We start from the raw sequence: 23,325 nt of genomic DNA on the forward strand, positions 1-23,325 counted from the left end.
CGTACCCGTACCACCCGATCGTGAAGGAGCACCATGCCAGACATCGCCATCGTCGGAGCGGGCATCTCCGGCCTCCACCTGGCCCTGCGCCTCCAGCAGGCGGGCGTCACCACGACCCTGTATGCCGAGCGCACGTCCGAGGAGGTGGCGGCGGGCCGTCCGCTGCACCTGCCGGTACGTTTCGGCCGCACCCGGCAGCGCGAGCGCGAGCTGGGCGTGTCCCACTGGGAGGGCCGGGAGAACGGCACCTACGGGGTCAACCTCGTGGCGGAAGGTGAACCGGACATCCGCTTCCTCGGCCGGCTCGACGAGCCGGCGTCCGGGGTGGACTTCCGGGTCTACCTGCCCCGGCTGACCGCGGACTACCTGGAGCGCGGCGGGCGGGTGGAGGTGCTGAAGCCGGAGCCCGCCGAGATCGACCGGATAGCGCCCCGCCACGACCTCGTCGTGGTGGCCGCGGGCCGCGCCGCCACCGGGCTCTTCGCCCGCGACGACGCCCGCTCGCCGTACCGGACCCCGCAGCGGGTCCTGACCGCCGGGCTGCTGCGGGGCATCGCCCCCGTCGACCCCGGGCACATCCACTTCCAGGTCACCGAGGGCGGCGAGATCTTCTCCACCCGCATCCTCACCGCCGACGGCCCGGTGCACGGCGTGGTGGTCGAAGCCCTGCCCGGCGGACCGCTGGAGCGGCTCGCCGCGTTCGACCACCTCGCCGACCCGGCCGGTTTCGCCGCGGAACTCCTCGGGCTGATCGAGAAGTACGCCCCCGACCTCCGGCAGCGCATCGACGCACGGGAGTTCGCCCTGGCGAAGCCCGGGGACGCCCTCCAGGGAGGCATCACGCCGGTGGTCCGGGAGAGCTGGACCACGCTGCCCTCCGGGCGCATCGCACTGGCACTCGGCGACGCCTGGGTGGTCAACGACCCGCTGACCGGCCAGGGCGCCAACCTGGGCTCCCGCAGCGCCTTCGAGCTGGCCGACCTGATCACGGAGGGCGGGCCGCTGGACGAGGACTTCGCCCGCCGCGCCGCCGCCCGCCTGTGGCGGATCGCCGAACCGGTGGTGGGGTGGTCGAACCTCAACATCGGGCCGCCGGCGGAGCACCTCGGCCAGATCTTCGTCACCGCCACGGGGGACCAGCGGGTGGCCGACGCCTTCGTCCGCAACTTCAACGCCCCGGAGGCGATGTGGGAGGCGGTCAAGTCGCCCGAGGCGACGGCCTCCTGGCTGAAGGGGATCACCGAGGGCGAGGAGACCGGCTGACGGACCACCGGGTGGCTTCCGCCAGGAGGCCACCCGGCGGGATCGGAACCGCCCGCACCGGCCGGGTCCCGAAGGGGCCCCGCCGGGCGCGCCCGGCAGGCGGAACCGCCCGGCAAACGGAACCGCCTGGCAGGCGGAACCGCCCGGCAAGAAGAACCGCCCGGCACCGGCCCGGGCCCCGACGAGGGGCCCGGGCCGGTGGCGTCAGTCCTCCCGCCGGGCCAGTCCGAGGTGCTCCCGCAGGGTGGTGCCCTCGTAGGCGGTCCGGTAGAGGCCGCGTTCCTGGAGCGCGGGTACGAGCCGGTCCACCAGGTCGTCCACGGTTCCCGGGATGACCTGCGGGGTGATGTTGAAGCCGTCCACCACCCGCTCCCGTACGTAGTGGCCCCAGGTATCGGCGATCTCTCCCGGGGTCCCGCAGAAGATGTCGTGCCCGGGACCCACCTCCCGCACCAGCCGGCGGATGCTGAGACCGCGTTCCTCGGCCATCCGCCGCCACCGCGCGATGGTCTGCAGCTTGCCGGTGCGGTGGGCCACGGCGATGGTGCCGCGCGAGGGGTCGAGCTCCTGCTCCACGGGCTCGACGTCGGGCAGCGGCCCGTCGGGGTCGTAACCGGACAGGTCCCGGCCCCACCACTGCTCCAGGAAGGCCAGGCAACGGGGGCCGTTGTACTCCTCGGCGCGCATCCACTCGTACCGCTCCCGCGCCTCGGCCGCCGTGTCCCCGATCACCACCACCGCGCCCGGCATGACGCGCAGGGACTCCCGGTCACGGCCGTAGGCGGCCAGCCGCGCGGTGAGGTCGCGGGTGTAGGACAGGGCCTTGTCGTAGGTGGTGTTGGAGGTGAACACCACGTCGGCGTGGCGGGCCGCCAGGTCCCGGCCGCCGGGCGAGTCGCCGGCCTGGAAGAGCACCGGCGCGTCCGGACCCGTGGGCAGGGTCGGTGCCGCCGCCATCCGGACCAGGGGCGTGTCGGCGCGGACCGTTCCGATCGCGCCGGGGCGGGCCCAGGACGGGGCCTTGCCGTCGTCGGCCACGGCATCCTCGGGCCAGGCCGACCAGAGGTCCCTCGCCGCGCGCACGAACTGCTCGGCCCGGTCGTAGCGGTCCTCGTGCGCGAGCCAGCCGCCGTGCCGGAAGTTCTCGCCCGTCCAGGCGTTGTCCGTGGTGACGATGTTCCACCCGGCCCGGCCCCCGGAGAGCAGGTGGAGCGAGGCCAGCCTGCGGGACAGGTCGGCGGGCTGGTTGTAGGTGGTGTTCTGGGTGGCGACCAGGCCGATCCGGTCGGTGGCCCCGGCCAGCGCGGAGAGCAGGGTGATGGCGTCGGGCCGACCGGCCACGTCGGTCTCCAGGACGCGCCCGCGCTTCTCGCGCACGCGCAGGCCCTCGCCGAGGAAGTACGCGTCGAACAGGCCGCGTTCCAGGGTCCGCGCCACCCTCAGGAAGGTGTCGCGGTGGTGATGGGGCGCCGAATCCGGTGCCGACCACAGCAGTTGCGGGCCCACTCCGGTGTGGAACAGCCCCAGGTGCACCTGGGCGGCGGGGTCGTACCCCAGTCCGGAGGGCGGGTACTCGGTTTCCATGGTCACCTCGACGGGGTGGGAGTGGACCCGGCGGTGAACCGGTTGGCGGGCTTCGGCAGTCCGAGGGTGTCGCGCAGCAGCGCCCCGGGAGCGGGCGGGCGGACGGTCCCGCGTGCGATCAGGGCAGGCAGCACCTCGGCGGCGAGTACGGGCAGGTCGACCGCGAGCACGGCCGGGTGCAGCCGTACGCCGTCCACCGTGTGCGCCAGCGTCTCCAGGAGGTCCCTGAGGCCCTCGGCCGAACCGGTGTGGCGCAGCCGCCCGTTCCCGGGCCAGGGCGTGAAGGCGTCCAGATCGCGCAGCCGTGCGTCCGCCGGCCGCTCCGGCGTGTCCAGGACGACGTCGACGTCGGCGAAGACCAGGGGAGCGCCCTCCCGGCGGGCCCGGCCGGCCCGCTCCTCCAGGGCCGCCCGCCCGTCCGCCGCGACGAACGCGATGTCCAGCAGACCGGTGACCCCCAGGGTGTCCGCACCGGCCACCACGAGCTGGCCCTGCGGAGGGCGGGGGGTGATCAGCGGACCGACGACCGAGAAGAACTCGCCCCGGAAGCCGATGTGGTGCACCCGGTCGGCGTCCAGATAGCGGGCCGAGTCGCGGTCGGCGATGACGGCGTCGTCCTCCCAGGAGTCCCAGAGCAGCCGGGCGGCCGTGATGACCTCGGCCGTCTCCCGCCGGGTCTCCTCGGCCGTACGGGGCGGCGCGTCCACCGTGGCGAGCGCGTGCGGGTCGTCGGTCGCGCCGACCACCCAGCCGCCACGCCCCAGCGAGAGGTGGTCGAGCCCGGCCAGCTGGGTGGCGAGGTGGAACGGCTCGGTGGTGGTGACGTGCAGCGTGGGGGCGAGGCCGACGGCGCCGGTCCGGGTGGAGAGGAAGGCCGCGCGCACACCGGCTTCGATCCGCCCGGCGGCGTCCGGTGACGGGTGCGGCGCGAGCGGGCCGTCGTCGAAGGTGACGAGGGCGAATCCGGCCGACTCCGCGAGCCGGACGTCGCCGGTCAGGGTGGCGGGCGAGAGGACGGCGGACGGCGCGCCGGGAACGGCACGCCAGGCGGCGGGGTGCGCCCCGTCGCCGTCCGCTTCGAGGGCCAGATGGAGCGAGGGCGGGGGGAGAGACGGAACCACGGTGCCTCCACGGGGTGTCGTGGCAGCGCTGCCCGGACGGGCGCGCGAGGTGCCGTCCGGGCGAACCGGGGCGGTGGTGGTGTTGTTCCGCGTACCGCCGTCGTCTCACACTGCGATACGCGCCGCCCCGTGACGTCAACTCGCCTTGTGGGACTGCCCGGTTCGCCTCGTGGTACGACCGCTGGTCACCTTCCGGCGGCCGCCCCCGCCGGTTCCGGCACGAAGTCCCAGGTGGCCATCGCCATGTCCACCAGGACGTGCAGCTGGGCGCCCTCCGCGCCGTCCCGGGCCTGCACCGAGACGCCGTTGAGGAAGGTGGTGTAGAAGGCGGCGGTCCGGTCGGTGTCGGCGCCGGCCGGGAGTTCACCGGCCGCCACCGCCGCGTCCAGCCGTTCCTTGAGGACGGACTTGGTGCGGGCGCGGCAGCGCAGCGCGAAGTCGCGGACGGACTCGTGGTCGTCGGTGCAGTGGGTGGCGGCCTGGACGATCATGCAGCCGCGCGGCTTGCCCTCGGCGGTGAACTGGTCGACGCTGCGGTGCAGCAGCGCGGCCACCGCCTCGCGGGCGGTCGGCGCCGCTTCCATGGCACTGCGCGCGCTCCGCGCCTCGGTGCGCTCGTACAGGCCGATGGCCTCGCGGAAGAGCTGCTCCTTGTTGGTGAACGCCGCGTACAGACTCGGTGGGTTGATGCCCATGGCGGCGCTGAGCTCGCTGGTCGAGGCGGTCTCGTAGCCGCGCTCCCAGAACAGCAGCATGGCGGTGTGCAGAGCCGCTTCGCGATCGAACGAACGGGGACGTCCGAGCCGTGCCACGGGGCCTCCTTGACGGCTGGTCAGCCGGTCGATAGCTTTATGTAGAGGTTAGTACAGAAGTTGGATGTGTGCTGCCCGGGGCATCCGTGCGTCGTCGGAACGACGCGCCCCCTCCGTGTACGAGGCGCCCTCCGCATGAGCGGCGTCCTCGGGGTGTGAGGTGTCCTCCGCGTGTGCGGCGCCCGCTCCGACCGGTGCGCACGGCATCCCCGATCGACCATCATGACAAGGAGAGTTGTTCATGGCTATCCCGGACGAGACCTCGGCCAACGGGACATTACGGGCGACGGGGGAGGAGACCGTCCGCTGGGGGCTCCGGGCCTGGCTGATGCTCATCGTCGTCTGCGGAGCCTTCTCCCTCGACGCGCTCGACAACATCATGGTCGGCATCGCCACTCCGCAGATCAAGGCGGAGTTCGACCTGAGCAACTCCGCGGCCCAGTGGGTGGTCAGCGCCTACGTCCTCGGATTCGGCGGGTTCCTGCTGCTCGGCGGCCGGATGTCGGACCTCCTCGGCAGGCGCCGGGTCTTCCTCACCGGGCTCGTCGTGCTCATCGTCGGCTCCCTCGCCGGCGGCATCGCGAACGACGGCACCGTCGTCGTCGTGGGACGCCTCGTGATGGGCATCGGCGCCGCCCTCACCGCGCCGTCGGCCCTCTCCATCGTGGTCGGCAACTTCCCGGAAGGCCCGCAGCGCAACCGGGCCCTGGGCATCTACACCGCCTGCGGCGCCGTCGGGTACTCCATCGGCGTGGTGGTCGGCGGCTCGCTGACCCAGGTCAGCTGGCGGTGGACGTTCATCCTCTCCGTGCCGGTGGCCCTCGCCGCGCTGATCGGCGCGCTGATCCTGGTCCCCAAGGACGCCCCGCACGACGGCTCCAAGCGCCACTACGACGCCGCGGGCGCCATCACGGTCACCGCCGCCATGCTGCTGCTCGTCTACACGATCGTGCGCGCACCGGAGACCGGCTGGCTGTCCGGTGCCGCGCTGGGCGGATTCGCCGCGGCGGCCCTGCTGCTCGCCGCTTTCGCCGTCATCGAGACCCGGTCTCCCCAGCCGCTGCTCCGGCTGGGCCTGCTGCGGAACCCTTCGCTCGTGGGGGCCAGCCTCATCGCCGCCGCCATTCTCGGCACCTACATGAGCTACCAGTTCGTCGGCAGCCTCTACCTACAGTCCTACCGGGGCTGGTCGCCGCTGGAGATGGCCTTCGCCTTCCTGCCGGTCGGCCTGATGATCCTCACCTTCGCGCCGCGCGCCGGCCAGTGGCTCGGCCGCCTCGGTATCCGCCTGATGATCTTCGGTGGAATGCTCGCCTACGCGGTGGCCTTCGCGCTCTTCCTGCGAGTCGGCGCCGATTCCTCCTACTGGTACGTGGTGCTGCCCAGCATGGTGCTGATCGGCGTGGGCTTCCCGTTCGCCTTCACCGCGGCCAACGTCCAGGCGACCGCGGGCGTCGCGGAGTCCGAGCAGGGTCTGGCCGCGGGAATCCTGCAGACCGGCTACCAGGTGGGCGCCGCGGTGGTGCTCGCCGTGGTGACCGTACGCATGGGCGACGACGGGACCGGATCGGCCCGCGCCCGCGAACTCACCGGATACCACCAGGGAACCTGGGTGATCCTCGTCATCGCCGCCCTCTCCGCCCTCGCCGTCGTCGCGGCTGCCGCCTACGGGCGGCTGCGCCGCCGGGACGCCGACCCGGTCGCCGCTCCCGGTGATGCCCCGGCCGTCGCTCCCGAGGCCACCGCGGCCGAGGAGTCTCCCGCGGGAACTCCCGTCAGCTGACGGGGTGTTGCCCAATCCCCTTTCCCTGCCCAGCCGTTCGGGCAAGGGGAAGGGGATTCGGCGTGTCCCGGGGCCCACGGCACCGGAGGCCGTCCCGTGCGCCGGGAACGCCAGGAGGCCGCCCCCGCGGGGGCGGCCTCGGCGGAGCGGTTGCCCGGCGGGCGCGGGCGCTATTCCTCCAGCAGGTCGGGCTGCTCGTGGGTGATCTCGTCCCACAGCAACTGGAAGCTGAACCAACCCAGTTGACGGTCACCGAATCCGTCGCGCGCGGCCAGCGCCTGCTTGTGGTCCAGCGGCTTCGGCGTGCCGGCGGCAGCGGCCAGCAACTGCACCTGGGCCGCGCTCTCGTAGGTGAAGAACCAGTGCACCGCCTCGTCCAGCGAGCCTCCGACGGTGATCAGCCCGTGGTGGCGCAGGAGAATGGCGCGCTTGTCGCCCAGTCGCGCGGCGATGTCCTCGCCCTGGGCGACGTCGATCGAGGGCCCCTCGTACTCCTCGTAGAGAACCTGGTCCTGGTAGAAGGCCGCGGACTCCTGGTCCAGGGGCTCCAGCAGCCGGCCCAGGGAGCCCAGCGCCCGGGAGTACGGAGTATGGCCGTGCGCCGCGGCGGTGGCGTCCGGGTTGGCGCGGTGGATGGCCGAATGGATCACGAAGGCGCTCGGATTGACCCGGTGCCGTCCGCTGACCACCTGGCCGGTGCCGTCGACCAGGATCAGGTCGCGGACCTTGACCCGGCTGAACGCGACGCCGAAGGGGTTCACCCAGAACCGGTCCGGGTCCTCCGGGTCCCGCACGGAGATGTGCCCGGAAATGCCCTCGCCGTAGCCGTACTTGCCGAACAGCCGCAGGGCGGCCGCGAGGCGCTGCTTGCGGTGCCTGCGCTCGTCGTCGACGGACTCGAAGACGGGTTCGGTCGGCAGCGGCAGCCCGGTGTGGGTGTCCGCCAGATAGCCGGCCCGTTCCTGTGTCACGCTCTCGGTCATGCGTACTGCTCCTTGGGATGCGGGATGCGGGATGTGGGACGCGCAGATGTGCGGATACGCGGATGCGCGGATGCGGAAGTGACGGCGGCGAGGGGCGTCAGGGGCCTGCCGGGCGGCGCGCGGGCGCCGCGCCGGGCGGGCACGGTACGGCCGTCGGTCACGCGGCCGGAACGGAGCCGGTACGCCGCCCGGCGGCCGGGTCCTCCTGGCGGAGGACGGCGCCCGCTATGTCGACAGCGCGGTCGACCAGGGACGGCACCCCGAACGTGAAGAACAGCGAGCCCGCGGCCAGATCGCCCAGGGCGTGGATGCGACGGCTCGGTACGCCGTCGGTGACCAGCCCGCTCGTGGCCCGGTCCACGTGGAGACCGCCGCGCGGATGGGCGGTGGCCAGGCCGCGCCGGATCAGCGAGGAGACGAGCGGATCCGCCGCCGGAGGGACGCGGTGCGCCGGGGGATTCACCGCGTTGACGACGACGTCCGCACGCCGCGTGCCGCCGGCCGCGCGCACGTCGAACCCCCCGCCGGGCCGGGCGGTGATCCGCTCCAGTCCGCCGGAGAACTCCAGCAGCCCCTTGTCCGCCCGCCCCAGCAGAACCTCGGCGCTGGACGGCGGCATCGGGCAGCACAGGCTCATGATCGTGCGGTAGTGCCGGCGCAGCACGGCCGCCCGGTCCGCTTCGGGCAGCAGCGTCCAGATGTCCGGGCCGGTGTCCGGCACGGCGCGCTGGAGGATGCGCAGCCCGGGGTCGCGGTCGCGGACGGACCCGAGCTGCCTGCGGAGCCGGTCGAGGGGGTCTTCGGCCGCCACCGCGCTGATCTCCCGGTCCACCGCGGCCATCGAGGAGCCGGCGTCGGTGAGTTCGGCCTCCATCAGCGCGACCGCCTCGGCGAGGGTGCAGGTCTCGCCCCGGGCGGCCATGGAACGGAACCGTTCGGCCGTGAAGTGGCGCAGGGAGTGTTCCAGCGGCTGCTGCCGCACGCTGGGCAGCACGCCTCTTCTGGACGCCAGGACCACGGGCCCCTGATGTCCGCCCGCCGCCAGCGACAGGACCACGTCGACGGCGGTCAGGCCACTGCCCACCACCACCACGCGGTCCTGGGCGCCGATGCCGTCGAGGCGCCGTGCCACCGGATAGGGGTCGGCTACGAACCCGGGAGCACCCGCCAGCCCGTGCGGATCGGCCGGCACACCGGTCCCCACGCAGAGCACCGCGCGGTCCAGCGCGTACCGGTCCCCGGTGCTGGTGACGGCCGTCAGCGCCCCGCCGTCCGGGACGAGATCGGTCACCGCCTCGCGCACCAGGCCGATCCGGCAGCCGCGGGAGGCGAGCCGCCCGAGCGCGCCGCGGGCCGACTGCTCCAGGTAGTCCCCGTAGAGGGAGCGCGGCGGGAAGGGTATGCCGGAGAGGGGGTCGGTGTGGTCGGTGGTGTCGCCGAGGACGGCCTGGCGGGCGCTCAGCCAGCCGATGAAGTGCTCCGGGCCGTCCGCCCGGACCGTCATGTCCTCGGGCGGCGCGTTGACCCGCAGCGCGGAACTGTCGGGCTGGTAGGCCCGTCCGCGCCACAGGTGCGGCGACGGGTCGAACACCGTGACCGCTTCCGGTGCTCTTGGGCCACGGCTCAGCGAGTCGAGGAGGCACACGGCGGACGCGCCGCCCCCGATGATCCCGATTCCGGGCGGAGTGGACATGGAGATAACTCCGTTCGTCACAGTGCGTGAAGGGCATGGCGAGACGGATCGATGGCGAATCGAGCGGCAGCATGACGGGCGATCACAGCGATCACGGCGATCGCGGCGATCGGCACGATCACGGCGATCACCGGAAAAAGGGAAGCGCCGTCACGGCAATTGCGCCGGGGAAATCCCTCTGCCGATCGGGAACAGTCTCGTACGGAGGAAAGGGCGTTCCTGGCATGCGTACGCACGCGAACTGACGGGATGGCGCACATGGCCCGGGCGCTCGACGCACGGCGCCACCCCGCCCGTTCGCACGGTCAGCCCGTCGGCTGCAAAGGCGTCCTGCGCCACTCCCTCGGCGTCACGCCATAGCGGTCCCGGAAGAGCCTGCTGAAGTGCGACGCGCCGTGCATGCCCCACCGTTGCGCGATGTTGGCCACGGTCAGGTGGGCGCTGCGGGGGTTGCGCAGCTCCTCGCGGCAGCGTTCCAGACGTTCGTTGCGGATCCACTGGGCCGGGCTGGTCAGCTCCTCGTGGAAGAGTAATTGGAGGTAGCGGATGGACACGTGGTGCGCCCGGGCCAGCTGCTGCGGCGTCAGGTCCGGGTCGTCCAGACGTGCTCGCGCATGGGCCTGCACGCGGTGCAGCAGGGCACGGCGTGCCGCTGCGGGACCTCCGTCGGCGTCGGCCAGCCGCTCCCCGCACACGGCGCTGACCAGGCTGGCCACGCTGCTGCCCAACTGATCCGCCACCGGGTCGAGTTCGGTCATGTGGTGGGCTGTCGTGCGCAGCAGGCCGGCCAGCAGCGCACCGGAGCCCTCCTGGCCGGACCAGACCGCCGGCCTCAGCATGTGCTCGCCGCCTGCGGAGAGACCGAGCAGCCGGTGGTCGAACTTCACGGACATCATGTGCACGGGGTGCCTCATCCGGAGGGTGAACGGGCGCGCCGGATCGTACGAGAAGAGCCCGCCCCCGCGTGCCACCGCGCTGGTACCGCCCTGCTCGACCCGCACCTCACCGTCGAGGACACAGGTCAGGGACAGCTCGCCGGAGACCACCCCGCCGGCCCGCGAAGCGGTCAGCTCGACCGCGTGCGGTTCGGCCCTCACCGAGGCGAGCTGAACCGCCCCGAACCTGCCGGAGGTGATCGTCCCGTCGAACCCGTCCGCGCGCGACGGACGGACCTCCAGCGGGCCGCAGGTGGTGGCGACCAGCTCGGCCCAACTGTGCGCGGGCCGTTCTCCTTCGGGTTCGAGGGTGCGCAGAATCCGCACCCGGCGAGGTGGTTTCGCCCGGAGCGCGCTCATATCGTTCCTCCGCGGGAAACGGCAAATCGCCGTCGGCGCCGGGCACGGTTCTTCTGCGACGTATCCGCCACCGCGTCGAGGCGGTGAGCCGGCCGTCCGGGCCGGCCGGCCGTGGCCGTCGCGGGAGAATTGTGCAGCGTTAAAACAGTCATTGGACTGGTCATTGGATCGAGCCCCGATTCACCTTGCTCCGACAGTCACTTCAGCCTGTATAAAAACGCGGTGCAGGAGCAGAAGCCTTTCGGACATCATCGGTACGCAATGATGACACTCGGTGACCGTGCACGGCCGCGCCGGAAAGTGCCCGGCCGGGGCAAGGGAGCAGGGAGTGCGCCGTGGCCGGGTGGTCCGGCCGCCCCTGGAGAACGGCTGACGGTTCGTCACAATCGGCTATGGGAACGGATTCACAAATAGTTCATGCCGCTGTGACGGCTCCGCTGCCACTCCGTCCGCTGGGCGGACGGTCGGACAGGTGGGCACGTCAGCGCTCCTTCACCGGAGCCGGCGTGCGGGGATGTTGCGCGCGGACGAATGTCTCGTCACGCCGAGGGGCGCCGCTTCGCCCGGGGCGGCCCGGGAAAGACGCGCTTTGGGCCCCGCGCGGCACGTCGGGCTGAAACGAGGCTCTTGACCCCGGCCGGAGGGGGCCCTCGCGCCGTCCCGGGTGCACCCGCGCACGCCGGTTCTCGCGGGCGCACGCACCCCGGCCCCGCGAGCGCACGCGCTCCGGTTGCCGCGTGCGGGGCGGGCCCGCACGCGGCCGGCGGCCGACTCCCGTCAGACGGCGGGCCGTACGCCGTGCACGACCTCGTGCTGCCAGCGCTCGCGCGGCTGGAGGTGCAGCCTCCAGTAGTGCTCGGCGATGTCGTCGGGGTCGTGGTCCGTGCCGGGGACGACCCGGTTGGGTACGGTCACCGACGCGACGTGGACTCCGGCGGCCCCGTAGGCGCCGTCCAGCAGTTCGACGAGATTGCGCACCCCGAGCTTGCCGAGCGACAGGCTGATACGGGTGGGATTGGCGCGGGGCATGCCGCCGGTGATGAGGATGGTCCCGCTGCCCCGGGCGGCCATGCCGGGAGCCAGGTGCGCGGCGGCGGTCAGCGCGCCCACGACGTTCACCGCCCAGGCGTCGAGCTGTCCCTGGGCGTCGAGTTCCCCGGGCGCGTCCTGGCGGATCAACGCCGCGTTGTACACCAGGAGTTCGGTCGGCCCGTTCTCGGCGGCCGCCGTGTCCAGCGCGTCCCGCAATCCCGCCTCGTCCGTGCTGTCGGCGGTCAGCCCCAGCGCCTTCCGTCCGCTCCGTTCGAGCCGGTCGGTGACCCCCCGGACGGTCTCACGGTTCCGCGCGACCACCGTCACGGACATGCCCTCGCGGGCCAGCCGATCGGCCACCGACGCCCCGATTCCGGGCCCCGCCCCGATCACCACTGCTGCCGACATCTCTGTCCCTTCGTTCGTCCGGCGGCTGTTCCCGCACGCCGGTACGTCCGGACCGAACACCCACCGCCGGTACGCCATTCCCCCCGGGCGCGCCGGGAGTTGCGGAGCCCGACGCCTTCGGCCGGGGTGCACCGTTCGGTGCGCCGGATGTCCAACGGCTCAGGCCCTCCTACGTCACGCGAATCGCCGGTCCGATCCGGCTGTGCGGCACCTCGGTTCCGGCCGCAGGGCGAACTCCGCCTTATCTTCGTCGACTTGCTCCCGGGAGGCCCTTCGGGCGCGCTGTGCCGCGTACGAACGCCGGTGATCCGTCGCCACGTTGCGGCCGGGTGCTGAAAGACCCCACGGGGTGTCACCCGGCCCGGCCGAGGCCCGATCGTGTTCCCGCAGGGCGCCGCACACCAGGTCCGTACCGAGGCGAGATGGCGCCGGCAGTGCTGAAGGCCAGTCCCGGGCGTTGCGCCGCGCTCAGGGGACCGGAGCTGTATGTGACCCCCGGCCGGATCGATCCGTACGTGACCCCCGGCCGGATCGATCCGTACGCGGCCCCTGACCGGCCCCGGATACGGCCCCGCAGACCGGGCCACCTGCCCCGCCCGCCCGGGGTGCCCCGCTCGAAAGGGTGAACCTACCCCCGAATACGGCGTGTCCCGACATCGCAGGCAGCACGGTACGGAAGGGGCGGGTGGTGCCGTCACCTCCGCGCCGGGCGCGGGCAGCGCGGGAGCGGGCGTGAGGGGAGTGACCGTGGAACCAGTCAAGGGGAGGCCACCGGCACCGCTGCGGGACCGGGCGCGCTACCGGTTCGACCGGACACTGGCACGGTCCACCGGCACCCTGATGGGCTGGCTGGTCCTCATCTGCCTGGCCGTCGTGGTCCCGGTCAGCACGGTGCTGGTGTGGACCGACCCGGCCGCGCCCCGGACGCTGGCGGACCGGCTGACCGCGGTGTGGCGGACCAGCGCGGAGACGCTCCGCCTGGGCTCGGCCACCGGCGCCCCGCTCCGGCTCGCCCTGTCGGCCCTGCTCGGGCTGGTCGCCCTGCTCGGCGTGTCGACCCTGGTCGGGGTGGTCACCACCGGCCTCGCCGACCGCATGGCGGAGCTGAGCCGGGGCCGGTCGCGGGTCCTGGAGCACGGGCACGTCGTCGTACTCGGCTGGTCGGACCAGGCGACCACCGTGGTGAGCGAACTGGTGGCGGCCCAGGCGCCGCACCGGCCCCGGGCCGTCGTCCTGCTCGCCGACCGGGACAAGGCGGAGATGGAACGCGCGCTCGCCGCCCACCTCCCGCCGTCCGCCCGCGGACGGATCATCTGCCGCAGCGGCCCCGCGAGCGATCCCGAGGTGCTGGCTCTCGTCAGCCCGCACACCGCGAGCACCGTCCTGGTGCTGCCCTCGGGGGAACCGGCGGCGGACGCCGAGGTGCTCCGGGTCCTGCTGTCGCTGCGCGCCGTGCTTGGCGAGGACACCGAAGGACCGCCGGTGCTCGCCGCGGTGCGCGACGACCGGTACCGCGCCCCCGCCCGCCTGGCAGCGGGCCCGCGCGGCACGGTCCTGGAGACCGATACCGTCACCGCCCGGCTGATCGCCCAGTGCGTCGGCAGGCCGGGACTCTCCCTCGTACTCCGCGACCTCCTCGACTTCGCGGGCGACGAGTTCCACCTCGCCGACGCCACCGCCTTCCACGGGGACACCTTCGGCACGGCCCTGCTGGGCCACCCGGACTCCTGCGCCGTCGGTCTGCTCACGCCCGACGGCCGTACGCTGCTCAACCCGCCGGCCGACACCCCGGTCGAGCCGGGCAGCCGCCTGATCGTGCTCGCCCTCGACGACGGCAGCACGTATGCGGAGGACTGCCGGCATCTGGTCGATCCCGCCGCCATCGCGACGGACGACCCCCCGCCCGACGACCCGACCCGCCTGCTGGTGCTCGGCTGGAACCGGCGCGCCCCGCTCGTCGTCGGCCAGTTGCGGGACACCGCCCGCCCCGGCTCCGTCCTGGACGTGATCACCGACAGCGCCGTCCCCGCGCCGAGGGAACCCTGGAGCGGAGCGCCGACGGCGACCGCGTCCGCGAACGGCACCCCCGCGGGCGCGGCCGTGCGGTTCCGCTCCGCCGCACTGTCTCGGCCCGAGGCCCTGCTCGGACTCGACCTCACCCCGTACGACGGACTGGTCGTCCTCGGACCCGATCCGGGCGAGAGCCCCGACCGGCCCGACGACTGGACCCTGGTCACCCTGCTGGCCCTGCGGCTGCTGGAGGAGCGCGCCGGACGGGAACTGCGCGTGGTCACCGAACTCACCGACGACCGCAACCGCCCGCTGGCCCCCGTCAACCACGGCTCCGACGTCATCGTCAGCGGCAAACTGACCGGACTGCTGATGGCGCAGATCACCCAGAACCGGCATCTGGCCCCGGTGTTCGACGAGCTGTTCTCCGGCGACGGCGCGAACGTCCTGCTGCGCCCCGCCGGCAGCTACGTCCGTACGGGCACCGAAACCACCTTCGCCACCGTCGTCGCGGCCGCCCGCGACCGGGGCGACTGCGCGATCGGCTACCGCTGCCACGACCGGTCCGCCCCCGGTACGGACCACGGCGTCCGGCTCAATCCGCCCAAGGGCGAGCGGCGCGTGTGGAGCGCCGGGGACCAGGTGGTCGTGGTCGGGACGCCCCCGGGGAACACCGCCGCCCCGTCCGGACCGCCGCGCCGGGGCGCGTACCAGGACACTCACCGGGACACTCACCGGGCCGGTCCCCCGACCGGGCCGCTCGATCCCCTGGGCAAGAGCCGCCCTTAAAGGCTGTCCCGCACCTCCTGGCGGGTGTGCGACGACAGCTACGGCACCTCGCCGCGTTGTCGGTACGTCCGCATACATCCAGTATGCGGACGTACCTCCGCCTTGCGATGCACCACATCCGACGCCGCACACCGATCCACCAGGAGTTACGGGACAGCCTTTAAACTTGCCGGGTGGACGGGTCTATGGGGTTGCGAGAGCGCAAGAAGCAGCGGACGCGGGAGACCATTTCCGAGGTCGCGATCGCGCTCTTCCTGGAGCACGGATTCGACCAGGTCTCCGTCGCCGACGTCGCCGCCGCCGCCGAGGTCTCCAAGCCGACGCTCTTCCGGTACTTCCCCACCAAGGAGGACCTGGTCGTCCAGCGGTTCGCCGACCACCAGGACGAGGCCGCCGAAGTGGTGCGGAACCGCCCGGCCGGAGTGAGCCCGCTCGACGCTCTGCACCGGCACTTCGTGGAGGGGCTGGAAGCCGGTGACCCCGTCACGGGACTCAGCGACCACGAGGCCGTCCTCGCCTTCCACCGCCTCCTGTACTCCACCCCCGGCCTGGTGGCGCGTTCCGCGCAGTACCTCGCCCGGGCCGAGGAGGAGCTGGCCCGCGCCCTCGCCGAGACCCTCGGCGAGGGGTCCCGGGAGGTCACACCCCGGCTGCTGGCCGGCCAACTGGTCGCCACTCAGCGCATCCTGGCCATGGCGAACTGGCAGCGGATCGTGGACGGCAGGTCGGCGGAGGACGTCCGCCCCGAGGCCGTCGCGGACGCCGACCACGCCTTCTCCCTGCTGAGCCGAGGACTCTCCGCCCTCGGAGCCGCGCGGGAGACGGTGCGGGGCACCACGCACGGAGCGCCGGCCGACAGCGGCGACGCTCCCACCACCGGCTGACGCCCACGGCGCCCGGCCGGCTCTCCCCACCCAGGGCACGCCGCCTGTGGCGTCGGGCACAGCCGCCGCCCCGCACCGGGCACTCCTCGGGGCACCGCCCCTTGTGCCCGCTGGTCCGTCCGTTCCGGGAGGCCGGTGCGCGTGGGCCACGGTGACGGGGATCTCCTTCCGCAGGACGCCGGCTCTCGGGCACTGTGGTGCGGTCGGGGGACACTCCACTGCCGTACGACCGAGCGAGATGCCATGACCGCGACCACCGCAGCCGCCGAACACCTCCACCTCTCCCGCCGCGCGCGTCGCGCCCGTACCGGCGGTCCGGGGGAGAGGGGACCGAAGGTCCTGGAACACGTCCTCGGCTGGACCCTCGTCGTCGTCCTCGCCCTCCTCGTCACCCGGGCGGGACTCATGTGACGCACCCGGGCGGACGGCCGTGACGCACGCGCCGGGCCGGATGTGACGCATGCGGGCCGCCGGGCGGCCTCCCTGACGGATGATCAAGGCCTCCGCGACCCCGTGACGGCGACGCCCCGATCGGGCATACTCGACGCGCCGCAGCCGCTGACCGGCATCTTCCGCGATCCGGAAGGGCAGGATCGGCTGGGCACGCACCGCTTGTGCCGGGCCCCGCCCGGACCACTCGGCGACGCGGCTCCCCACCCCGGGCCCGTCCGCCGTCACGCCCGACAGGGAGGAGAGCGCCGTCATGCCCGACCGAGCCCCGCAGCAGGTGGAACGCCGTCTGCCCACCGAGGAATCCCGGCAACTGCTCACGCTGGTCCGCGACATTGTCGCCAACGAGATCGCGCCCCGGGCGGCGGACGAGGAGGAGTCGGGCCATTTCCCGCGCGAGCTCTTCTCCCTCCTGTCCGAATCGGGCCTGCTGGGTCTGCCGTACGACTCCGATTTCGGCGGCGGCGATCAGCCCTACGAGGTCTACCTCCAGGTCCTGGAGGAACTGGCCGCCGCCCGGCTGACCGTGGGACTCGGCGTCAGCGTCCACTCGCTCGCCTGCCACGCGCTCGCCGGGTTCGGCACCGAGGAGCAGAGGAAGGCGCACCTGCCCGCGATGCTCTCCGGCGGACTCCTGGGTGCCTACTGCCTCTCCGAGCCCGCGTCCGGCTCCGACGCCGCCTCGCTGCACACCAGGGCCGTGAAGGACGGCGACGACTGGGTCCTCACCGGCACCAAGGCGTGGATCACCCACGGCGGCATCGCCGACTTCTGCACGGTGCTGGCCCGCACCGGCGTCGACGGCCCCAGGGGCATCACCGCCTTCCTGGTCCCCGGCGACGCGGAAGGGCTGAACGCGGCCGCCCCCGAGCGGAAGATGGGCATGAAGGGATCGCCCACCGCCCAGCTCAACTTCGACGGCGTACGGGTCCCGGACGGCCGCCGGATCGGCGAGGAGGGCCAGGGCTTCGCGATCGCACTCTCCGCGCTCGACTCCGGCCGCCTGGGCATCGCGGCCTGCGCGGTCGGCGTCGCCCAGGCCGCACTGGACGAGGCTGTCGGATACGCCACGGACCGGCGGCAGTTCGGGCGTCCGATCGCGGACTTCCAGGGACTGCGCTTCCTGCTCGCCGACATGGCCACCCAGATCGAGGCCGGCCGGGCGCTCTACCTGGAGGCCGCCCGGCTCCGCGACGCGGGACAGCCCTTCTCCCGGCAGGCCGCCATGGCGAAACTGTTCTGCACGGACGCGGCCATGCGCGTCACCATCGACGCCGTGCAGGTACTGGGCGGCTACGGCTACACCCGTGACTTCCCCGTCGAACGCCTCATGCGGGAGGCCAAGGTGCTCCAGATCGTGGAGGGCACCAACCAGATCCAGCGGATGGTCATCGCCCGCCACCTCGCCGGCCCCGAATCGCACTGATCCGCTGGGGCAGCCCCGACCACACCGGCGTGGTCACGATCCGGGTCCACTCCTGGTCGTGACCGCCCGGCAGGGTGCGCCCGGATCCCTCCCAGTCGCGAAGCAGCGCGACGTAGATGGGGGGATCGGAGGGCGGCGTGGCGGGCGGGGTCCCGACCTCGGGCGGTAAGACCCCGCGACGCGTCCCCGCCGGGGGAGCGCCCGTGCCGGGGCGTCCCGCGGCCACGCGGGGCACCGGCTCCGGGCGCAGCGGTGCCGTGGGCCGGGTAACCGATTCTTCGGATGGCGGTGCGACGAGACGGCGACGACCGGGGCCCGCCGCGGTGTCCGGGATGGTCATACCGGACCAACGTCCGGGGCGGCGCCGGGTCACCGTACGAAAGATGCGCGCGGATGTTCGAGCCGGTTCGTGGACCGGTACCCGCACCACGCCGGCGGCGCCGTCGCGGTGCGCGGGGTACGGGATCGGCGGACCCGGGAACTCAGGCGGCGCGGCGCATCTGCGGCATGCGCATCGGGCGGGAGCCGGGGCCCCCGGCGTGCGAGAACGGCTGCATGCGCCAGTCGAGCCCCTGGGGGAGCGTCAGCAGCAGCGCGGTCTCCTGCTCCTGCACCTCCAGCGTTTCGTCGGCGGGCTCGGCCTCGGCCGCGTCGCGGCCCGTGCCGGCGCAGACGGTGAGCACGAACGGGTTCCAGGGGGTCGGGCAGAGTGCGTGCTCGGGGAACACGTCCTCGTCGGCGAGGAGCGCGATCGGCTGCTCGCAGTCCGGGCAGAAGACCCGGTACATCTCAAAGGTGTCGTACGCGTCGGACACGCTGTCCTCGTCCGTATCGACGGGCTCCGGTTCGCTGTGACCGGTGAGCTTCAGGCTCTGCATGGGAAGTCCCCCCTCAGTGGGCCGGTGAGGCACTGTGGCCTCGACCACAGCAAGCACTTCCCTCCGTGACTCCGACGTAACCGCCACCGGGGTCGACAACAGGCGGTAAACATGTGGCCTTGGTCACACAGGGTCCACAAGGGGCCTCCCGGCCTTCTCCGGGCCGCCCCCGGAGCGGCCGGTGCCGTGTCCGCAAAGTCACGCCCAGCCCGCTGAACCCGGCGCGCCCGAGCGTCGATTACCCGTACATATCCACACATGTCCCATGCGGATGCGGTCCTCCGCCCCGCGTCCGCGCGCACCGGGCACCCCGTCCTGGTCCCGCCGGGCGTGTCGCGGGACTTTGCGGACAGGACCCTGGGCAATAGGTTGACCGCATGGAGGAGCTGGACCGTCAGATCGTGGAGTTGCTCGTCAAGGACGGGCGGATGAGCTACACCGACCTGGGCAAGGCCACGGGCCTGTCCACATCGGCCGTTCATCAGCGTGTCCGCAGGCTGGAGCAGCGCGGGGTGATCCGGGGTTACGCCGCGGTCGTCGACCCCGAGGCCGTCGGCCTGCCCCTCACCGCGTTCATCTCGGTGAAACCGTTCGACCCCAGCGCCCCGGACGACATCGCCGAGCGGCTCACCGGCGTGCCCGAGCTGGAGGCCTGCCACAGCGTCGCCGGGGACGAGAACTACATCCTGAAGGTGCGGGTCGCCACGCCGCTGGAGCTGGAGCACCTCCTCACCCGCATCCGCTCGCTGGCCGGGGTCTCCACCCGGACCACCGTCGTCCTGTCCACCCCGTACGAGGCACGGCCCCCGCGCATCTGAAGCGTGTCCGGCCCAACGATCCGCCCCGTACGAGGCCAGGCCCCGCGCATCCGACCGGTCCGCGCCGGTCCGCGCCGGGCGCGCGCCGGCTCCTGCGGTGCGCCGTTTACGGGAGGGGCGCGGACCGGTGCCGCGGGGGGACGCGGGAGACTGGTCCCATGACCCAGAGCACCGCCCGTCGAAGCGCCCCCGAACACCGCACCGTGCTGCTGCGCGGTGGAGACGTCCACAGCCCCGCCGACCCGTTCGCCACCGCGATGGTCGTCGAACGGGGGCATGTCGCCTGGGTGGGCTCCGAGGGGGCCGCCGACGCGTTCGCGGGCGCGGCCGACGAGGTCGTCGACCTGGAAGGCGCCCTGGTCACGCCCGCCTTCACCGACGCCCACGTGCACACCACCTCCACCGGTCTCGCGCTCACCGGGCTCGACCTGTCGGGCGCCCGCGGCCTCTCGGAGGCGCTGGACCTCGTCCGCGCCTTCGCCGACGGCCGGCCCGCCGACGCGGTCCTGCTCGGCCATGGCTGGGACGCCGCCCGCTGGCCCGAGCGGCAGCCCCCGTCGCGCCGTGAGCTGGACGAGGCGGCAGGCGGCAGGGCCCTCTATCTGACCCGCATCGACGTGCACTCCGCGGTCGTCACCACGGCTCTCCTGGACCGCGTCCCGGGGGTCACGGCGATGTCCGGCTACCGCGCCGACGGCCCGCTGACCGGCGACGCCCACCACGCGGTACGCGCCGCCGCGTACGCCTCCGTGACCGTGCCGCAGCGGGCCGAAGCCCAGCGCGCGGCCCTGCGCCACGCCGCCTCGCTCGGCATCGGTACGGTCCACGAGTGCGGCGGCCCCGACATCTCCGACGAGGACGACTTCACCTCGCTGCTGGCCCTGGCCGGCGCCGAGCCCGGCCCCCGGGTCCTCGGGCTCTGGGCCGAGCACGTCGAGGACGAGAAGGGGGCCGCGCGCATCCGCGAGCTCGGCGCCCTCGGCGCTGCCGGCGACCTCTTCGCCGACGGTTCGCTGGGCTCGCACACCGCCTGCCTGCACGAGCCGTACGCCGACGCCCCGCACACCGGCTCCGCCCACCTGGACGCCGCGCGGATCGCCACCCACGTCGCGGCCTGCACCGAGGCGGGGCTCCAGGCCGGGTTCCACGCCATCGGCGACGCCGCGATCACCGCCGTCGTGGACGGCATCCGCGCCGCCGCCGAGCGGGTCGGCCTGGCCCGCGTCCGGGCCGCGCGCCACCGCGTCGAGCATGCGGAGATGCTCACCCCGCAGACGATCGCCGCCTTCGCCGAACTCGGCCTCACCGCCTCCGTGCAGCCCGCCTTCGACGCGGCCTGGGGCGGCGAGGACGGCATGTACGCCCGGCGCCTGGGCGCCGAGCGCGCCGCCACGCTCAACCCCTACGCGGCCCTGCTGCGCGCGGGCGTACCGCTCGCCTTCGGCTCGGACAGCCCGGTCACCCCGCTCGACCCGTGGGGCACCGTGCGGGCCGCCGCCTTCCACCGGAACCCGGAGCACCGGATCTCCGTACGCGCCGGATTCACCGCCCACACCCGGGGCGGCTGGCGCGCCGCGGGCCGCGACGACGCGGGAATCCTGGTACCCGGAGCTCCGGCCGACTACGCGATCTGGCGTACCTCGGAACTGGTCGTCCAGGCGCCCGACGACCGGGTCGCCCGGTGGTCGACCGATCCTCGCTCCGGCACCCCTGGCCTGCCCGATCTCTCTCCGGAGGCCGATCTCCCGGTCTGCCTGAGCACCGTCGTGGGTGGACAGACTGTCTACGTACGACCGAACGAGTGATGAGACGATCTTCCGTACCGCCGATCGATGGGGGGAGCGGTCGCACGCGACCTGCGGATCTTCGCCGCTGACCAGGCAATATGAGACAAGACCGCTGGTCAGGCCGTTGTTGACAGAAAGCGGTCACCGGCCGGTAGGTTCGGCCGGGTCCACCACAGGACGTCCACCGGTCGAACCTCCATGCAGTCGTCGAACGCCGCTGGGTCACGGGGTGGTGAGCCGCACCGGCCCACCGTCACTGACAGCCAGGTTCAGCGCCCGCGCCTCGGGGGCGAGGGAAGGTTTCGCCGGTCGGCGGGTGCGACCCGGGTGGGGCCCGGACGTCCAGTAGACAACGGCTTTCGGTCGACTCGCAGCCAGCGGGCGCCAGGTCGGCCCGAAGGGCGCCGGGCCCCGATCCGCAGGACCGCCGTCGGTGTGCGGAACGGGACCCGATCGGTGTGCGGGCCGGGACCCCTTCGGAGGTTCGCCCCGCGTTCACCGGAAAGCCACCGCGGTCCGGCTCTGATCTGTCCTCACTTCCACGGGTCTGTCCCGCGGTCCGGGCGCCGTCGTGCGCCCGGGGCGCACGACGGGTCCCGGACGGTCGATATGGTGTGCATCTGCGTACGGACCTTTAAGGGGCAGTTAGTGAACGACGGCGGTCAGCGGCGGTACGACCCGCTCGGCAGAGTCCTGGTGATCATCCCGACCTACAACGAGGCCGAGAACATCAAGCCGATCGTCGACCGGGTGCGTTCCGCCGTCCCGGAGGCCGACATCCTGGTCGCCGACGACAACAGCCCCGACGGCACCGGCAAGATCGTCGACGAGATCGCGGCCGAGGACGGCCACGTGCACGTGCTGCACCGGAAGGGCAAGGAAGGGCTGGGCGCCGCCTATCTGGCCGGATTCGCCTGGGGCGCCGAGCACGGCTACGGCGTCCTCGTCGAGATGGACGCGGACGGCTCCCACCAGCCCGAGGAACTGCCCCGCCTGCTCACCGCCCTCAAGGGTGCCGACCTCGTCCTCGGCTCGCGCTGGGTGCCGGGCGGCCGGGTGGTGAACTGGCCCAAGAGCCGGGAGGTCATCTCCCGCGGCGGCAGCCTCTACTCGCGGCTCGCACTCGGCCTGGACGTACGCGACGTGACCGGCGGTTACCGGGCCTTCCGTACCGCCACCCTCGCGGGGCTCGGCCTGGACGAGGTCGCCTCCCAGGGGTACTGCTTCCAGGTCGATCTGGCCCGCCGCGCGGTGGAGGCCGGATTCCACGTGGTGGAGGTGCCGATCACCTTCGTGGACCGGGAGGTCGGCGACTCCAAGATGAGCCGCGACATCCTGGTCGAGGCGCTGTTCCGGGTCACCGGCTGGGGCATCACCGCCCGGACCAGCAAGGTCACCGACAAGGTGCTGGGCCGCAAGCCCGCCCGCCCGGCCGGCGCCGACGCGGCCGCCGCGGCCGAGGATGTTCCGGCCGAGGCCGCACCGAGCGCCGCCACCCGGGACGACGCCACCCCGGAAGCCCCGGAAGCCCCGGAAGCCCCGGAAGCCCCGGCCGCCACCGCCCCTGACGCCGACCCCTCCTGACGCGCGCACGCCCCGGGGGCGCGGGCCCGGGGCGTGGAACCCGGCGCGGAGGATCCCCGGGGCATCCCGGGCCCGGACCCCCCGCCCGCGCCGCTCGTACCGCCGTGCAGGCACACTGGGGGCATGACGACCGGCACACCGCCCCCGAACCGTCCCCGGCGCTCGCGCGTCCGCAGATTCCTGCCGCTGGGCATCGCAGCCTGGCTGGTGCTGGAGATCTGGCTGCTGATCCTGGTGGCCGACGCGGCCGGCGGGTTCACCGTTCTGCTGCTCCTGGTGGCGGGCTTCGTGTGCGGCGCGGCCGTGGTCAAGAAGGCCGGGCGCCGCGCCTTCTCGAACCTCACCGAGACCCTCCGGCAGGCGCCGGGGCAGCCCGGTGGCGGGACGGAGCCGCCGGAGCCGCAGCCGGCGTCCCGGGGCAACGGCTTCCTCATGCTGGGCGGGATCCTGCTGATGATCCCCGGCATGCTCTCGGACCTGGCCGGTCTCCTGCTCCTGGTGCCGCCCGTCCGCAAGGCCCTCAGCGGGTTCACCGAGCGGGCCCTGGAGCGCCGGATGAGCGCCGCCGCCCCGGGAAGCCTCTCCGGCGCGTTCCAGCAGGCCCGTATGCACCGCCCCGACGGCAAGGTGGTCCAGGGCGAGGTCATCCGCGAGGACGGCACGCAGCCGCCCCCGCGCGGCGACGACGGTCAGCGCGGCCCCCGGCCCCCGCTGACCCCCTGAGT

18 protein-coding genes are annotated in these 23,325 nt (G+C 73.3%); 10 read left to right on the forward strand and 8 right to left on the reverse strand.

Features of this window, described 5'->3' with window-relative positions; genetic code table 11:
• The first annotated feature begins 33 nt into the window (after positions 1-33).
• A complete protein-coding gene (locus tag ACWCWD_RS20145; protein WP_450774139.1) occupies positions 34-1,263 on the forward strand; it encodes a styrene monooxygenase/indole monooxygenase family protein in 1,230 nt (409 codons plus the stop codon).
• Between the two features lie 204 nt (positions 1,264-1,467).
• On the opposite strand, the gene ACWCWD_RS20150 is transcribed toward ACWCWD_RS20145, so the two are convergent.
• From ACWCWD_RS20150 to ACWCWD_RS20160, 3 genes are all read right to left on the reverse strand, one after another.
• Positions 1,468-2,847, reverse strand: a complete 1,380-nt coding sequence (locus ACWCWD_RS20150) for an NtaA/DmoA family FMN-dependent monooxygenase (protein ID WP_450774140.1) — start codon at positions 2,845-2,847, stop codon at positions 1,468-1,470.
• A 2-nt stretch (positions 2,848-2,849) separates the two neighbouring features.
• Positions 2,850-3,968 carry an LLM class flavin-dependent oxidoreductase gene (locus tag ACWCWD_RS20155; protein WP_450774141.1) on the reverse strand — a complete coding sequence of 373 codons (1,119 nt, stop codon included), beginning with the start codon at positions 3,966-3,968 and terminating at the stop codon, positions 2,850-2,852.
• A gap of 185 nt (positions 3,969-4,153) precedes the next feature.
• Complete coding sequence (locus ACWCWD_RS20160) at positions 4,154-4,780, reverse strand: TetR/AcrR family transcriptional regulator (protein WP_450774142.1); 627 nt, start codon at positions 4,778-4,780, stop codon at positions 4,154-4,156.
• Positions 4,781-5,021: 241 nt separating this feature from the next.
• Between ACWCWD_RS20160 and ACWCWD_RS20165 the strand changes: the two genes are divergently transcribed.
• Positions 5,022-6,563: an MFS transporter gene (locus ACWCWD_RS20165; RefSeq protein WP_450774143.1), complete on the forward strand. Its 1,542-nt coding sequence runs from the start codon at positions 5,022-5,024 to the stop codon at positions 6,561-6,563.
• Between the two features lie 170 nt (positions 6,564-6,733).
• Here ACWCWD_RS20165 and ACWCWD_RS20170 read toward each other — a convergent pair whose 3' ends face one another.
• The 4 genes from ACWCWD_RS20170 to ACWCWD_RS20185 all read right to left on the reverse strand — a co-directional run bounded on the left by ACWCWD_RS20170 (position 6,734) and on the right by ACWCWD_RS20185 (position 11,974).
• A complete protein-coding gene (locus ACWCWD_RS20170) occupies positions 6,734-7,546 on the reverse strand; it encodes a class II aldolase/adducin family protein (protein ID WP_450774144.1) in 813 nt (270 codons plus the stop codon).
• Positions 7,547-7,703: 157 nt separating this feature from the next.
• On the reverse strand, positions 7,704-9,239 hold the full coding sequence (locus ACWCWD_RS20175) for an FAD/NAD(P)-binding protein (protein WP_450774145.1): 1,536 nt from the start codon (positions 9,237-9,239) through the stop codon (positions 7,704-7,706).
• A gap of 305 nt (positions 9,240-9,544) precedes the next feature.
• A complete protein-coding gene (locus tag ACWCWD_RS20180) occupies positions 9,545-10,534 on the reverse strand; it encodes an AraC family transcriptional regulator (RefSeq protein ID WP_450774146.1) in 990 nt (329 codons plus the stop codon).
• A gap of 777 nt (positions 10,535-11,311) precedes the next feature.
• Complete coding sequence (locus ACWCWD_RS20185; RefSeq protein ID WP_450774147.1) at positions 11,312-11,974, reverse strand: SDR family NAD(P)-dependent oxidoreductase; 663 nt, start codon at positions 11,972-11,974, stop codon at positions 11,312-11,314.
• Positions 11,975-12,721: 747 nt separating this feature from the next.
• Between ACWCWD_RS20185 and ACWCWD_RS20190 the strand changes: the two genes are divergently transcribed.
• The 4 genes from ACWCWD_RS20190 (at position 12,722) to ACWCWD_RS20205 (ending at position 17,533) form a co-directional block, all read left to right on the forward strand.
• Positions 12,722-14,773 carry a CASTOR/POLLUX-related putative ion channel gene (locus tag ACWCWD_RS20190; RefSeq protein WP_450774148.1) on the forward strand — a complete coding sequence of 684 codons (2,052 nt, stop codon included), beginning with the start codon at positions 12,722-12,724 and terminating at the stop codon, positions 14,771-14,773.
• A 185-nt stretch (positions 14,774-14,958) separates the two neighbouring features.
• Complete coding sequence (locus tag ACWCWD_RS20195) at positions 14,959-15,657, forward strand: TetR family transcriptional regulator (protein WP_450774149.1); 699 nt, start codon at positions 14,959-14,961, stop codon at positions 15,655-15,657.
• A gap of 243 nt (positions 15,658-15,900) precedes the next feature.
• Positions 15,901-16,068 carry an SCO1431 family membrane protein gene (locus ACWCWD_RS20200; protein ID WP_450774150.1) on the forward strand — a complete coding sequence of 56 codons (168 nt, stop codon included), beginning with the start codon at positions 15,901-15,903 and terminating at the stop codon, positions 16,066-16,068.
• Positions 16,069-16,360: 292 nt separating this feature from the next.
• Positions 16,361-17,533: an acyl-CoA dehydrogenase family protein gene (locus tag ACWCWD_RS20205; protein WP_450774151.1), complete on the forward strand. Its 1,173-nt coding sequence runs from the start codon at positions 16,361-16,363 to the stop codon at positions 17,531-17,533.
• 482 nt (positions 17,534-18,015) lie between these two features.
• On the opposite strand, the gene ACWCWD_RS20210 is transcribed toward ACWCWD_RS20205, so the two are convergent.
• Positions 18,016-18,411, reverse strand: coding sequence for a hypothetical protein (locus tag ACWCWD_RS20210; RefSeq protein WP_450774152.1), 396 nt, complete (start codon positions 18,409-18,411; stop codon positions 18,016-18,018).
• 377 nt (positions 18,412-18,788) lie between these two features.
• On the opposite strand from ACWCWD_RS20210, the gene ACWCWD_RS20215 reads away from it, so the two are divergent.
• From ACWCWD_RS20215 to fxsA, 4 genes are all read left to right on the forward strand, one after another.
• Positions 18,789-19,229, forward strand: coding sequence for an Lrp/AsnC family transcriptional regulator (locus ACWCWD_RS20215; protein ID WP_327174629.1), 441 nt, complete (start codon positions 18,789-18,791; stop codon positions 19,227-19,229).
• A gap of 158 nt (positions 19,230-19,387) precedes the next feature.
• Positions 19,388-21,034 (forward strand): amidohydrolase, encoded by a 1,647-nt coding sequence (locus tag ACWCWD_RS20220; protein ID WP_450774153.1) that lies wholly within the window; start codon positions 19,388-19,390, stop codon positions 21,032-21,034.
• A 630-nt stretch (positions 21,035-21,664) separates the two neighbouring features.
• Positions 21,665-22,600, forward strand: coding sequence for a polyprenol monophosphomannose synthase (locus ACWCWD_RS20225; RefSeq protein WP_450774154.1), 936 nt, complete (start codon positions 21,665-21,667; stop codon positions 22,598-22,600).
• Positions 22,601-22,723: 123 nt separating this feature from the next.
• A complete protein-coding gene (gene fxsA, locus ACWCWD_RS20230; RefSeq protein ID WP_450774155.1) occupies positions 22,724-23,323 on the forward strand; it encodes an FxsA family membrane protein in 600 nt (199 codons plus the stop codon).
• Positions 23,324-23,325 lie beyond the last annotated feature (2 nt).

The organism is Streptomyces sp. NPDC001493 (assembly GCF_053597235.1).

Excerpts from the sequence above, each read along its gene's own strand:
- ACWCWD_RS20210 (WP_450774152.1), bottom strand. The coding sequence starts at position 18,411 with ATGCAGAGCCTGAAGCTCACCGGTCACAGCGAACCGGAGCCCGTCGAT.
- ACWCWD_RS20180 (WP_450774146.1), bottom strand. The coding sequence starts at position 10,534 with ATGAGCGCGCTCCGGGCGAAACCACCTCGCCGGGTGCGGATTCTGCGC.
- ACWCWD_RS20205 (WP_450774151.1), top strand. The coding sequence starts at position 16,361 with ATGCCCGACCGAGCCCCGCAGCAGGTGGAACGCCGTCTGCCCACCGAG.
- ACWCWD_RS20170 (WP_450774144.1), bottom strand. The coding sequence starts at position 7,546 with ATGACCGAGAGCGTGACACAGGAACGGGCCGGCTATCTGGCGGACACC.
- ACWCWD_RS20195 (WP_450774149.1), top strand. The coding sequence starts at position 14,959 with ATGGGGTTGCGAGAGCGCAAGAAGCAGCGGACGCGGGAGACCATTTCC.
- ACWCWD_RS20150 (WP_450774140.1), bottom strand. The coding sequence starts at position 2,847 with ATGGAAACCGAGTACCCGCCCTCCGGACTGGGGTACGACCCCGCCGCC.
- ACWCWD_RS20220 (WP_450774153.1), top strand. The coding sequence starts at position 19,388 with ATGACCCAGAGCACCGCCCGTCGAAGCGCCCCCGAACACCGCACCGTG.
- ACWCWD_RS20215 (WP_327174629.1), top strand. The coding sequence starts at position 18,789 with ATGGAGGAGCTGGACCGTCAGATCGTGGAGTTGCTCGTCAAGGACGGG.
- ACWCWD_RS20200 (WP_450774150.1), top strand. The coding sequence starts at position 15,901 with ATGACCGCGACCACCGCAGCCGCCGAACACCTCCACCTCTCCCGCCGC.
- ACWCWD_RS20175 (WP_450774145.1), bottom strand. The coding sequence starts at position 9,239 with ATGTCCACTCCGCCCGGAATCGGGATCATCGGGGGCGGCGCGTCCGCC.
- ACWCWD_RS20145 (WP_450774139.1), top strand. The coding sequence starts at position 34 with ATGCCAGACATCGCCATCGTCGGAGCGGGCATCTCCGGCCTCCACCTG.
- ACWCWD_RS20185 (WP_450774147.1), bottom strand. The coding sequence starts at position 11,974 with ATGTCGGCAGCAGTGGTGATCGGGGCGGGGCCCGGAATCGGGGCGTCG.
- ACWCWD_RS20165 (WP_450774143.1), top strand. The coding sequence starts at position 5,022 with ATGGCTATCCCGGACGAGACCTCGGCCAACGGGACATTACGGGCGACG.
- fxsA (WP_450774155.1), top strand. The coding sequence starts at position 22,724 with ATGACGACCGGCACACCGCCCCCGAACCGTCCCCGGCGCTCGCGCGTC.